Annotated in this window: 11 protein-coding genes and 1 pseudogene; 7 read left to right on the plus strand and 5 right to left on the minus strand. The window is 70.1% G+C overall.

Annotated features, from left to right (window positions below; all coding sequences use genetic code 11):
* Positions 1–244: 244 nt before the first annotated feature.
* The gene (locus ABZ928_RS45885; protein ID WP_361533447.1) at positions 245–1,753 is read left to right on the plus strand and encodes an alpha/beta hydrolase; all 1,509 of its coding nucleotides are present in this window, start codon (positions 245–247) and stop codon (positions 1,751–1,753) included.
* On the opposite strand, the gene ABZ928_RS45890 is transcribed toward ABZ928_RS45885, so the two are convergent.
* Positions 1,741–2,922 (minus strand): abortive phage infection protein, encoded by a 1,182-nt coding sequence (locus tag ABZ928_RS45890; RefSeq protein WP_361533450.1) that lies wholly within the window; start codon positions 2,920–2,922, stop codon positions 1,741–1,743. The genes ABZ928_RS45885 and ABZ928_RS45890 overlap by 13 nt on opposite strands.
* A 197-nt stretch (positions 2,923–3,119) precedes the next feature.
* Between ABZ928_RS45890 and bla the strand changes: the two genes are divergently transcribed.
* Entirely contained in the window at positions 3,120–3,944 is an 825-nt protein-coding gene (gene bla, locus ABZ928_RS45895; protein ID WP_361533453.1) for a class A beta-lactamase, read from the plus strand.
* Positions 3,945–3,991: 47 nt separating this feature from the next.
* Here the strand turns inward: bla and ABZ928_RS45900 are convergent, their stop codons facing one another.
* Positions 3,992–4,444 carry a protein-tyrosine phosphatase family protein gene (locus tag ABZ928_RS45900; protein WP_361533456.1) on the minus strand — a complete coding sequence of 151 codons (453 nt, stop codon included), beginning with the start codon at positions 4,442–4,444 and terminating at the stop codon, positions 3,992–3,994.
* Between the two features lie 79 nt (positions 4,445–4,523).
* Here ABZ928_RS45900 and ABZ928_RS45905 point away from each other — a divergent pair, with 79 nt between their 5' ends.
* Both ABZ928_RS45905 and ABZ928_RS45910 read left to right on the plus strand, forming a co-directional pair.
* On the plus strand, positions 4,524–5,051 hold the full coding sequence (locus ABZ928_RS45905) for a SigE family RNA polymerase sigma factor (RefSeq protein WP_361533459.1): 528 nt from the start codon (positions 4,524–4,526) through the stop codon (positions 5,049–5,051).
* Complete coding sequence (locus ABZ928_RS45910; RefSeq protein ID WP_361533462.1) at positions 5,048–6,025, plus strand: hypothetical protein; 978 nt, start codon at positions 5,048–5,050, stop codon at positions 6,023–6,025. The genes ABZ928_RS45905 and ABZ928_RS45910 overlap by 4 nt, the downstream gene beginning before the upstream one ends.
* 154 nt (positions 6,026–6,179) lie before the next feature.
* On the opposite strand, the gene ABZ928_RS45915 is transcribed toward ABZ928_RS45910, so the two are convergent.
* On the minus strand, positions 6,180–6,986 hold the full coding sequence (locus ABZ928_RS45915; protein ID WP_361533465.1) for a TetR/AcrR family transcriptional regulator: 807 nt from the start codon (positions 6,984–6,986) through the stop codon (positions 6,180–6,182).
* Positions 6,987–7,103: 117 nt separating this feature from the next.
* Between ABZ928_RS45915 and ABZ928_RS45920 the strand changes: the two genes are divergently transcribed.
* Both ABZ928_RS45920 and ABZ928_RS45925 read left to right on the plus strand, forming a co-directional pair.
* The gene (locus tag ABZ928_RS45920; protein ID WP_361533468.1) at positions 7,104–7,520 is read left to right on the plus strand and encodes an ester cyclase; all 417 of its coding nucleotides are present in this window, start codon (positions 7,104–7,106) and stop codon (positions 7,518–7,520) included.
* 232 nt (positions 7,521–7,752) lie between these two features.
* Entirely contained in the window at positions 7,753–8,775 is a 1,023-nt protein-coding gene (locus ABZ928_RS45925) for an ABC transporter substrate-binding protein (RefSeq protein ID WP_361533471.1), read from the plus strand.
* Between the two features lie 638 nt (positions 8,776–9,413).
* On the opposite strand, the gene ABZ928_RS45930 is transcribed toward ABZ928_RS45925, so the two are convergent.
* Positions 9,414–9,851 (minus strand): transposase, encoded by a 438-nt coding sequence (locus tag ABZ928_RS45930; protein WP_361533517.1) that lies wholly within the window; start codon positions 9,849–9,851, stop codon positions 9,414–9,416.
* On the minus strand, positions 9,793–10,665 hold the full coding sequence (locus ABZ928_RS45935; protein ID WP_361533474.1) for a transposase: 873 nt from the start codon (positions 10,663–10,665) through the stop codon (positions 9,793–9,795). The genes ABZ928_RS45930 and ABZ928_RS45935 overlap by 59 nt, the downstream gene beginning before the upstream one ends.
* Before the next feature lie 188 nt (positions 10,666–10,853).
* On the opposite strand from ABZ928_RS45935, the pseudogene ABZ928_RS45940 reads away from it, so the two are divergent.
* Positions 10,854–11,129: pseudogene (locus ABZ928_RS45940) on the plus strand (hypothetical protein); the annotation flags it as partial.
* Between the last annotated feature and the right edge of the window lie 58 nt (positions 11,130–11,187).

Raw genomic sequence — 11,187 nt, forward strand, 5'->3', positions numbered from 1 at the left:
GCGGTGTTACCGGCGGCGGGTGGGAACGGATCTGCCAATTGGTGCCGCCGCCTGCCAGCGCCACGCGGCATCCGCCGCTTCGGCTCCAACACCTGCGCGAGCCGGACCACTGTCGCAGCTCGCCGAGCCCGCGCGGCAAGAACCCTCTAGCCGCGATTTCCGTCCGGGCCTGGGGTAAACCCCCCGTTCGACAAGGCAGTTGGCCGGATGGGGCGGGGGGCGAAGATCCGCGAGGCTCTCGAGCATGACGAACATGAAGAAGAAGCAGATCGCTTGGAACGCCGCCCTCGCCGTCTCTCTCACGGCCGTCGCCGCCGTCGTCTCCTTCGGGGGCTCCACTCCGTCGGCCGCTGCCGCAGCCGAGTCGGGGCCCGCTCTCGACTGGAAGCCGTGCACCGGCTCCGCCGTCGATCCCCGTCAGCAGTGCGCCAGCCTCCAAGTCCCCATGGATTACGCCGATCCCGGTGGCCGGAAGATCAGCATCGCGGTTTCCCGGATCGTGAGCGAGAGGCCGAGTGCTCGGCGCGGGGCGCTGTTCCTCATTCCCGGGGGGCCGGGTGGGTCCAGCCTCAATGACCCTTCCGGGAAAGGGCAGAAGCTGCCGCAGGACGTCCGGGATGCTTACGACCTGATCGGGTTCGCGCCTCGTGGGCTCGCGCCCTCCACCTCCGTGGACTGCGGGCTGGCGCACGAGGATCTCGCGCTGTCCAGACTGCGGCCCTGGCCCGGCGCCGACGGCTCCGTCGAGGGCAACATGGTCACCGCCCGGCGGATGGCGGACGCCTGCGCCACCAACGGGGGTGAGCTGCTTGGGCACATCAGCACCCGTAACGAGGCCCGCGACCTCGATCGCCTCCGAGCCGCGCTGGGCGAGCGGAAGATCTCCGCGTGGGGAGTGTCGTACGGGACGTATGTCGGGGCCGTCTACGCCCAGTTGTTTCCGCAGCGCACCGACCGTTTCGTCCTGGACAGCAATGACAACCCGGATCCGACGAAGGTGTCCCGTGCCTGGCTCGCCGGGCATGAGCAGGGGGTCGAGGACACGTTCCCCGAGTTCGCCAAGTGGGCAGCGGCGCCCGGGAATCCGTATCAGCTCGCCGAGAATGCCGACCAAGTGCGGCTGCTCTTCCTGGAGTTGGCCGCTCGGCTCGATCGGGAGCCGATTCCTTGGCCCGGGGCCAATCCCGAGGAGCTGAACGGGAATGTGTTGCGGCAGACCATGCTGGACGTGCTGTACGACCCCGATGACTTTCCCGTGCTCGCCAAGTTGATGCTGGCCGCCGAGAGTGGCACCCTGCCTGCCGCGCCCGCCTCACCGCCCGATGCGGTGTTGCAGAACGTCGCTGCCGTGGGGGCGGGGACGCTGTGCAACGACGTCGCCTGGCCCACGTCAACCCCCCTGTATCAGAAGGGGGTTGAGGAGAGTCGGGGCAAGTATCCGCTCACCGCCGGTATGCCGCGTAACGCCATGGTCTGTGCCGCCTGGCCCTACGCTCCCCAGGAGCCGCCGGTGACGGTCACCGACCGAGGGCCCTCCAACATCCTGCTGGTGCAGAACGAACGGGACGTCGCCACCCCCGTGAGCGGCGCCCTGAAGCTCCGCGAGGCCCTCGGTCGGCGGGCCGTCATGGTCACCGTGAACTCCACGGGCCATGACGCCTATCTCGACAACGGGAACGCGTGCGGGGACGCGGCCGTGTCCCGGTTCCTGGCCACCGGTGAGCGGCCCGCGGCCGACCTCTACTGCCGCTGACGCGCACGGCAATAGGCACCGGCCACCGCGTGGAACGCCTCCTTCGGCTCCCAGTGCCAGCCCGTGTCCGGGTCGCCGGGGCGGTCCTGGATCGCCTTGGCGATGCCGTAGCTCGCCATGTCGAGGTCGTGGCGGGGGTCGCCGGGGCGGTGCGGGGCGTCTGCGGTGAGGAACTCGAACACCATCGCCGCATAGAGGTTCATCGACTCGAAGACGTCCAGGAGGTCCAGGAGATAGGCCGCCTGCGTGCGTTCGCTGCGCACCGGGAGCGGGTTGCCCTTGATCTCCGGCGGCGTCTTGTCGTAGTCGACGATGTTCCAGCCCATGCCGCCCGCCTCCGGGGCGCCACGGAAGGTGCACGTCCCGAACTCGGTGATGGCGAGCGGCTTGCCCCAGCGCAGGTGCTGCCTCAACTCCCGTATGTAGGCCGCCTTGTTGCCGAAGTAGGAGTAGTAGTCGACGCCGACCACGTCGAAGAGGTTCCAGTCGACCTGGTCGATCTCGGGGGCGGAGGCGTAGCTCAGGCGGCCGTGGAAGACCCTGCGGCCGAGCGTCGCCGCCTTCGCCGTGAAGCGGGTCAGGCGGCGTTGCATCGCCGCCCAGTCGACGTTCCCGCTCTGGAGGTTCCGGATGCGGTCGAAGACCGTGTCCCCCGGGATGATCCCGGGCACGAACAGCCAGAACTCGCAGCCCACGCTGAACTCCACGCTCGCGCCCTGCCTGCGCAGCCGCTCCGCGAAACGGCCGGTCTCCGCGAGGTGGTCGAGGATCTCCCGCTCCGGGACGTCCCCGAGCGTCGGCTGGAGCCACACATGCAGTCCGAGTTCGGCCGCCTCGGCGGCGGTGGCGGTGAGGCGTTCGACGCCGTCGCCGGTGACGTCGACGGTGTCGGCGTGCAGGTCGTCACGGATGGCGCGGATGTCCCGCCGCATCCGGGCCGCGCTCCACGCGGTGGCCGGGGTCTCCCCCGCGCCGATGGTGTAGACGACGCCGCGACGGGTCAGCCCACGGCCGCCCTTGCCGGCACCTCCATGCCCATGCCCGCGCTCACGGCCACGCCCCTCGGCACCGGCCTCCCCCGCCGGCAGCAGCGCCCCCGCCACCCCGACCGCCGCCGCTCCGGCCCCCGCCAGGAACCGTGCCCTGTTGATCCCCTTGGTCTTCTCCATGAGCCCACTGTGGCGAGACCGTGCCCGTGCCGCCGTCCGCCGATGGTCTACGGTCTCGCAACCAAGGGATGCGATCCGGCGTCGATCTATTCAGAAGATCTTCCCCGGCACTCGGAGGATCCTCCCCTGTCCGTCGAACGAAGGAGAGCGCGATCTTAGCCCGACGTACCCTTCTCGCCGCCTCTGCCGCCACCCTCATGGCAGCGGCCCCCGTACACGCCGCCTCCGAAGACGGCGTCACCGAACACCTCCGCGACCTGGAGCAGCAACACGGCGCCCGGCTGGGCGTGTTCGCCCGTAACCTCGCCACCGGCCGAACCGTCCGGCACCGCGCGGACGAGCGATTTCCCATGTGCTCGCTGTTCAAGACCCTCGCCTCCGCGGCCGTACTGCGCGACCTGGACCAGGACGGCGAGTTCCTGTCCCGGCGGATCCACTACACGGCGGACGACCTGCCGGAGAGCGGCTCCGACAAGACCCGTGAGCACCTGGCCGACGGCATGACGGTCGCCGAACTCGCCGAGATCGCCATCACCTTCAGCGACAACGGCGCCGGAAATCTCCTGCTGCGCGAACTCGGCGGCCCCGCCGCCATCACCCGCTTCGCCCGCTCCCTCGGCGACCCCGTGACCCGCCTGGACCGCTGGGAGACGGAACTCAACTCGGCGGAGCCGTGGCGGATCACGGACACGACGACCCCGTACGCGATCGGCCGGACGTACGGCCGGCTGGTCCTCGGCGACGCCCTGAACCGTCCCGACCGCGCGCTCCTCACGCACTGGCTGCTGAACAACACCACGAGCAGCACCCGCCTGCGCGCCGGTCTGCCGCCGACATGGACGGTCGCCGACAAGACGGGCGGCGGCTCCTACGGCACCAACAACAACGCGGGTATCGCCTGGACGCCGGACGGCACCCCGCTCGTCCTGTCCATCCTGGCCACGAAGCCGGACCAGGCCGCCGCCCGGGACGACGCGCTCGTCCGCGACACGGCCAAGGTGCTTGCGGAGGCGCTCAGTTGACCGGACACCACTGCCTTGAGGTCGATCTCCGCGAGCAGTCCGGCGGCCTACGCTTCCGCGCCCGCCGTCCCTGAGAACCGCCGCACATAGCGCCGCTGCCACGGCGTCTCCACCGCCCGCCGGTCGTAGTGCGCCCGCACGTACCCGACGGCCTCCTCGGCCGGTACGCCGTCCAGGACCGCGAGACAGGCCAGCGCCGTCCCCGTACGCCCGCGGCCGCCGCCGCACGCCACCTCCACGCGCTCACCCGCGGCCCGTTCCCAGGCCTCGGTCAGTGCGGTGCGGGCGGCCGTGCGGTCGGTGGGGAGGCGGAAGTCGGGCCAGCGGATCCAGGTGAACTCCCAGGGGACAGTGGGGGGTTGATGGCCGAGGAGGTAGAGGGCGTACAAGGGGGGCGGCGCCGATTCCGGTGGGAGCGGGTGTCTCAGGCCGCGGCCCCGCACCAGCCGGCCCGACGGCAGCCGCAGCACCCCGGGCGTCCTCTCGTCCCACCGCTCCATGGACTCATTCGAACCCCGCGCGGGATCCCGGGCAACCGAATCCCGGTAATCCGTGGTCTGGTGGGCGAGGGGGTGACTGATGCAGGCCGACAAAGAGGCCCAGTTCCAGGAATTCGTCAGAGCGCGGTGGTCGCATCTCGTCCGGACCGCGTATCTGCTGACCGGCGACGTGCACCACGCCGAGGATCTGACGCAGACGGCTCTGGCGAAGGCGTACCGCTCCTGGCAGCGCGTCTCGCGCACCGATCACCCGGAGGCGTACGTCCGCAAGATGCTCGTCAGCTGCAACAGCGACCGTTTCCGCAAGCGGCGGGTCGCGGAGGCGCTGACCGCGGCGCCGCCGGACACGGCCCGGACGGACGACGCCGTGTCGCGGGCGGACGAGCGCGGGACGCTGCTGGGCGCGCTGGCGGGGCTGCCGCCGAAACAGCGGGCGGTGGTGGTCCTGCGGTACTGGGAGGACCTGTCCGAGGCGGAGGTCGCCGAGGTGCTCGGCTGTTCCACCGGCACGGTGAAGAGCCAGGCGTCCAAGGGGCTGGCGAAGTTGCGTACGTATCCCGGGCTCGCGCAGGTCGTGGGCGGGGTCCGGCAGGGAGGCACCAGGTGAGCGACGAGCAGGGACAGGGACACGAAACGGGGAGCGAGCGGGACTTCGAAGAGGAACTTCGCGGGCTGCTCGCCGCCGACGCCTATACGATCCGGCCCTCGCCGGCGCCGTATCCGGCGATCCGGCGGCGGGGTGTGGCCGAGCGGCGGCGCCGGGTGACGGCGGTCGGGGCGGCGCTGGTGACGCTGGCGGCGGTGCCCGTGGGGGCGTATGCGTTGGGCGGCGGGGGGTCGCGGGTGGCGGCGGACACGGCTACCAGTCCGACGCCCTCCGTCACGGCATCCGCGTCGGCATCGGCATCGGCCTCCTTGTCCGCGTCGGCCGGCACCACCTCCTCCCCCTCGCCCACCGAGCCCGGACAGCCCGCCACAGAAGGGCAGTTGCTGGACGGGATCACCTTCGAGCAGGCGGTGGACGGACTGGAGAAGTGCATCGCCTACGACAAGGAGTTCGAGACCAAGGAACGCCCCTCGCAGCTGGGCAGCGCCGACAACTACCGGATCATCCTCGCGATGAACAGCACCGGGGACTCCAACACGCCCGGTGACGGGTTCTTCGTCGTCGCCGTGCAGGAGGAGCCGACGCCGATCCGGGTGATCTGCAATGTGAAGGACGGCGAGGCCAGCGGCCTCAACACCAGTAGCGGCAACGACGAGTTCCCGGAGGCCGGGCCGGTGCTGGTCGACATCAACAGCGGCAAGTTGTACCAGCAGTCGTTCATGGACAAGGGCAACTGGAAACTGCCGTTCCGCTGGGGCGTCATCGGCATGTACGGCCCCTCGGTGGCGAAGGTGACGGTGTCCTACGGCGACTCCGGCACCAGCGAGGCCGTACTGGACCACGGCTGGTTCGTGACGGCCGGGACGCTGAATCAGCAGGTCACCAAGGCTCCGCACGTCAAGGGGTACGACAAGGGCGGCAAGTTGGTCTACGACTCCGCCGAGGACTCGACGTACGAGCAGACCCTGCCGTAGCCGTACGCGGGGCCGGTTCGGAGCGACATGCCGGCGCGACATGCCGGGGCGACATGCCGGGGCGACATGCCGGGGCGGGGGTGCCGCACAGGGGTCGGCACCCCCGCCCGTTCACCACATGTCACCCCCCGCGCCCCTCACGCGCCCCACGCGCTCACGCGTCCGCTGCCCCCGCCTCTCGCAGCGCCGCCTCCAGCAACGCCCCCGCCGCCCAGCGCATGACGTCCTTCGCCTCGTCGCGGTCGAGTTCGCAGACGTCGCGGGTGGTGATCATGGCCTCCGCTCCGTAGACCAGCGTCACCGCCATGGTCAGTCGGCGGAGGACGTCGGGCGGGAGGGTGTCGGCCAGGGGTTCGAGGGCGGTGCGGGTGAGGTCCAGGCGGAGGCGGTTGCGGGTGGGGATGTCGCGCGCGTCCTCGTCGGACGGCTCCCGCCAGCGCTCCAGCGAGGCGCGCAGCACCGCCCGCCACACCGCCTCGTCGCCGAGCTGGAGGTCGGCGGTGCGGGACACGGTGAGGTCGATCCGCTCGGCCGGGTCCTCGGGGAGATCGGCGACCGCCTCGAAGCCACGGGCGACGGTACGGGACTCCCGGAGCAGGTCCCGCGGGTGGGAGAAGTAGCGGTAGGCGGTGGCCACGGACACCTGTGCGACCTCGGCGGCGTCGGCGATGGTGACCTGTCTGCCCTCACGGACCAGGGCTACGGCGGCGTCCACGAGGGCGCGGCGGGTGCGCAGCTTCTGATTGCGGCGGCCTCCGGCGAGCCCTGCGGCCGGCCCTCCAGAGTGCCCTCCGCCAAGCCCGTCGGCGGGCCTCTCGGACCCCTCCGCGAGCCCTTCCGCGCGCGCCTCCGTGAGCCCCTCGGCGGGTAGGCCGTCGGACCGGTTCCCGGACAGGCCCTCCCGGTCGCGCGCGCCCCCGCCCCGCGCGCCGGTCGTGCTCCCGGTGCGCCCTTCGCTCATGAGAATATCCTCTTGTCGTGAGAGACTCTTCTCATTACGGTATCACCGTCTCACAAACGGGGGCCGCGCCCTTGACCCGGTGCGCGGCACGACGAGAGGGGGTGCCCTGTGGGCACCATGACACCCGCCGAAATGGAAGTGCTGATCGGGACGCACATGCTGGCCGAGGAGCACGGGGACCCGGAGCGCGCGGTCTCCGTCTACACCGAGGACGTCGAGCATGACGTCGTCGGCTTCCCGGGCGACCCGATCCGCGGTGTCCCGGCGGCCCTGGACCGCTACCACCAGCTGGTGAAGGACCTCCGCGTGGAGAAGACGGAGCGCACCCACACCTACTACTCCGACGACGCCGCGACCGCCGAGGACCTGATCACCGCCGTCGTCACCGGCGCCTTCCTCGGCATCCCGGGCAACAACCGCCGGATCACCTTCCGGATGCTGCACGTCTTCGAGTTCAAGGACGGCAGGATCTCCCGCGAGAACGTGTGGCTGGACGGCGCGGCGATCGCGGCCCAGCTCACCGCGGCGGCCTGAGCCGACACCAGCACCAGCACCGACCGGTCAACCGACCGAGTGCCGCGTGTCCTCCCCGGAGGGTGCGCGGCACACCCATGAGCAGCGTCAACTGCCGTATTTTCACACCGCCATTGGTCCCACCTCCGGCAGATCCGCCATTCGTGTGTGTTCCCTTGACCACCCCTGCGGCCGCTCCTATGGTCGCGCTGAATCATGGGACGTAGGACGTCGTATCTCCTCTGGAGGAACCATGCATCGGCGGACCTTCCTCAAGCACACCGGCGCCCTGGGCGCGGCCGCCGCCGTCTCGGCATCGTTGTCGGCCTGCTCGTCGGGGCCGGAGTCCACCAACGACACTGGGGGCGGCTCCGACACCCTGACCGCGGTCATCGGCTACGGCAACGACGGCAGCTGGGACCCGACCCAGACGGCGTCCGCCTTCTGCATGGCGGCCAACAACCACATCTACGAGGGCCTCGTCGACACCGACCCCATCTCCCGCGAGCCGTACGCGGCGCTGGCGACCGAGGTGCCGAAGGACGTGAACGCCACGACGTGGAGGTTCACCCTGCGCGCGGGCGCCACCTTCCACGACGGCAAGCCGGTCACCGCCGACGACGTGGTGTTCGTCTTCGACCGCGTCCTCGACCCGAAGACGCAGACCCTGGCGAAGGGCTTCTTCGCGAGCTGGCTGAAGCAGGTGCGGAAGGTCGACGCGCGGACCGTCGAGCTGGTCCTCAAGTTCCCCTTCCCAGAAGGGATTTCACGGCTCACCCTCGCCAAGATCATGCCGAAGCACGTCTTCTCGCGGCCCGGCGCCTGGGACGACGCCATCAAGGGACTCGCGGTCGGCTCGGGCCCGTACCGCCAGACCGCGCACCACCCGAAGTCCAACACCACGTTCGCCGCGTACGCCGGCTACAACGGCCCGCGCCGCGCCGCCTTCAAGAAGATGAACTGGCTGACGATCGTGGACGCGGCCCCGCGGGTCGCCCGGATCTCGGGGGCGAGCGCGGGCGCGCAGATCGCGGACAACATTCCGTACGCCAATATCGAGCAGCTCAGGAGCGGTGGCCTGTCGGTCGCGGGCGGCGCCGGTATGAACAACCTGTTCCTGATGTTCAACACCAGGCACCGGCCCTTCGACGACGTACGCGTCCGCCAGGCCCTCCACTACGCCATCGACACGGAGAAAATGGTGGAGGTCGCGCTCAAGGGCCATGGCAGGCCGTCGAGTTCGTTCCTCGCCCCGCACAACCCACTGGACCAGTAGGCCCCGGTCGACGGCACGGGCCATCACCTCCGCCGAGCACTGGATGGGCCAGGACAGCCCGGGCCGGGACATCCTCAGCAGGCTGAAGTACGGGGCTCGCTGGTCCCTCGCCATCGGCCTGGGCGCGACGCTGGCCTTGCTGGCCGGGGCGCTCCTGGGCGCTGGCGGCGACCTCCCGAAAGGGCGTCGCCGAGACGCCGATGCGCTGCCTGGACGTGGTGATGGCCTTCCCGGGGATCACCCATGCCGCCGTACTGGTGGCCGTCATCGGGGGTGGCATCACCGTCCCGATCTGCGCCCCCCCACATCGTCGTCCGCCACGTGGCCGTCAACTGCGCCGCCCCCATCGTGGTGTTCTGCACGGTGCAAGTGGCGGAGGCAATCGTCTTCGAGGCGTCCCTGTCCTTCATCGGAGCGGGTGTACGGCCCGCCGACCCCCTTGGGGCAGCGTGATCGCGGACGGCAAGAACATGCTTCCTGACCGTGGGTTGGCGGGCAACGGTCTTCCCGGGCCTGCTGATCCTGCTGACCGTGCTGTGCGTCAACTACCCGGGGCTTAAGTTCCGGGCTTGCGGCTCGGGTTCACTGATGGCTTCGGTGTCCCGGCTGCGTCCAGCTCTCGCTCGCGTCGTCTGTTGTCAGGCGATGAGGGTGAGGGCAGGGGCTTGTGACTCAGCCCCGCGGACCCATGTCCACCAGCCGCGGTGGCCGATGTTGTGGGACGCGTTGTGGTCGGCGTGCTCAGCGAAGCCGCACGACCGGCAGGTGAAGGTGGCCTGGGAGGGCCGGTTGGCTCTCTCAATGTGGTGGCAGCGAGAGCATTCCCGGCTGGTGTAGGCCGGATCCACGTGCACCACCGGGACTCCGGCGCGTTTCGCCTTGTAGGCGATGAAGGAGCCGAGCTGGTGAAAGGACCAGGAGTGCAGCGCGGTGCGCTGGGGCTTCCTCAGCCGTGCCCGCTCGCGGATGCCGCCCAGGTCTTCCAGGGCGATGCCGCGACCGGTGCTCCCCCACTGCCTAAAGGGCGTGGGAGGTGCCCCCAGCCTCCGCCACGATGCACTTGCTGATCTTGTGATTGATGTCCCGGGCGCGGCGGGCCTCCTTGCCCGCGTGTTTCTTCGCCCTCCGCTTGGCGGACTTGGTGTTCTTCTTCTGCAGCTTGGCACGGAGTTTCCGGTCCCGTTCCCGGGTCCGGTTGATACGGCGGCCGCTGTGCCGCGTGCCGGTGGAGGTGGTGGCGATGTTCACGATCCCCAGATCCACCCCGACAAAGCCCACCGGATGCACGTCCGGCTCCGCCTCCGCTATCTCGCACGTGACCAGCAGGTACCACTGCCCGCGCCGGCACAGCAGATCCGACTCGCCCTGCCGGTGCTCGGCCACGGTCACCAGTTGCTCCGCCTCGCCGGTGAAGGCGACATGTTTCATCCGCCCACTGGCCGTCCAGATCGACACCGTGCGCTGCTCGTGCTGCCAGGACAGCATCCGGTCGTCATACGGCTGGGCGGCATCCGGGCGGAAGCCAATCGGCTTGCCCGCTGCCTTCTCGTAGCGTGTGGAGCCGGGCTTTCCGTAGTTGCCGTTACGGAGGTTGGCGCGCAGCGTGGTGTAGGCGTCGCAGGTCTTCTTGATCGTGTGCTGGGCGGCCTGCGCCCCCAGCTGCCACCGGGTCTTGATCTGCTGGTAGGTGTGCTTGCGCAGGTCCAGAGGCTTCATGGCCTTCGCCTCGAAGGCGACGTCGGCGACCCAGGTGGCCGCCTCGTTGCAAGCGTGCAGCGTTGCCTCAAGTGCCGCCGCCTGCTCAGGCGTCGGCAGCAGCTTGACCCGCACCACCAGCTTCATGAACGCGAACGTACGCACCCGTACGACCAGCCACCACACGTTCCCCATGCCTCACCCGAACGAGGGACCTCGCCGGGCTCCTGTCCCGGCACGAGCAGTACCCGACTCCGCTGGGAAGCCACCCGGCCGCTCCGCGGCCTGCTCGCCTCCGGCCCGAATCCGCGGTGCTCCACACCGCCATCTTCAGATGCGATTCCTCCCGGGCGTGAACGCCCGGGGTTCCTCGCAAGAACACGCTGAAGGAACGCCTGGGCCTGGCCCTGGTGTTCGTCTCGCACGACATCCAGACGGTACGGCGGATGAGCGACCGCGTGATCACGATGTACCTGGGCCGGATCGTGGAGGAGACCCCGGCGGCCCGTGTCACGGACGCGGCCCGCCACCCGTACACACGCGCCCTGTTCTCGGCGACCCCGGGCCTGCTGGCCCCGATCGACCCGATCCCCCTGGCGGGCCCGGTCCCGTCAGCGACCCACCCCCCGTTATGTTCTTCGCGGTCCTGCAAGAGGGCCGCTGGCCTCCGGGCCCGGTATGACTGTTCCCCCCTGTCGAACGGATGACCTGGGGGGT

Source organism: Streptomyces sp. NPDC046909 (genome assembly GCF_040644695.1).
GTDB lineage: Bacteria > Actinomycetota > Actinomycetes > Streptomycetales > Streptomycetaceae > Streptomyces.